Annotated in this window: 1 protein-coding gene and 1 pseudogene; both read left to right on the top strand. The window is 64.4% G+C overall.

What is annotated here, in order from left to right:
* Positions 1-179 precede the first annotated feature (179 nt).
* On the top strand, positions 180-491 hold the full coding sequence (locus K206_RS0136880; RefSeq protein WP_020207194.1) for a hypothetical protein: 312 nt from the start codon (positions 180-182) through the stop codon (positions 489-491).
* Positions 492-594: 103 nt separating this feature from the next.
* Positions 595-887, top strand: a pseudogene (locus K206_RS40635) (DEAD/DEAH box helicase); the annotation flags it as partial.

Genomic DNA, 887 nt, shown 5'->3' with positions numbered 1-887 from the left:
GTTCGTGCCTGTCATCCGCGCGTGGGACATGACGCCGGGCTCCGCCACGCGGGGCGAGGTGTTGACCATCCGCTGATCGTTTCTCCACCGCCGACGGTTCGCCGTCGATTTCTTCCACCCACCGGGGTCCAGTCGCCCCGACGGGGTGCCGTGGCCCCTCCATCCTCAAGGAGCCTTCCATGGCAGCCCAAGCACTTCCCATCAGCCAGACACCGAGCCGGCGCTTCGCTCTCGGCCAGGTGGTCATGACCATCGGCGTCGATGACCTGGTCCAACAGGGCCGGCTCAACCCGATTCCGTATCTGCACCGCCATCTCAACGGCGACTGGGGCGATCTCGACGACTACGACAGGCGGCAAAACGATGCCGCGCTGGAGTCCGGTGAGGACCGCCTCTTTTCCTCATACCAGGTCGCACCCAGCCTGCAGCTCTGGATCATTACCGAATGGGATCGCAGTGTGACCACGCTGCTGCTGCCCAGCGAGTACTGATCTTCCTCAACGCGACGGCCGCGCGCCGTCCTTTCCTCCCACCACGGGGCATGCATCGCCCCGCTGGGGGTGGTGCATGCCCCATTTTCTTTGGAGCATCACCATGTCTCTCGATCTCGATACCACCACCAACGATGCAACGCCCGTACAGGGCGAACTGCTCGATGCGGAATCTTCCCCTCTGACCCTGAGCCTTCAGGATTTCGTCGGTGAGTTTGGCGACGAACTGCTCGACTCGCTCAACCGCGCCAACCCGCCGGTCTATACCGGCCAGCCGCAGGCGCATCGCCAACTCGTCGTCGCCAGCCTCAAGCGCAAGTTGTTCCAGGCCCAGGCGGAAGTCGTCCATGCCGCTGCCGAGCTGCTGGTCGATCGTGGCGAACGCGCCGCGATCGT

Origin of the sequence: Cupriavidus sp. WS, from assembly GCF_000395345.1 — a bacterium.
Taxonomy (GTDB): domain Bacteria; phylum Pseudomonadota; class Gammaproteobacteria; order Burkholderiales; family Burkholderiaceae; genus Cupriavidus; species Cupriavidus basilensis_B.
The sequence above is the reverse complement of the archived record's forward strand: the minus strand, read 5'-3'. Positions and strand labels throughout refer to the sequence as shown.

Coding starts and splice junctions, on each gene's coding strand:
- K206_RS0136880 (WP_020207194.1), top strand. CDS start 180: ATGGCAGCCCAAGCACTTCCCATCAGCCAGACACCGAGCCGGCGCTTC.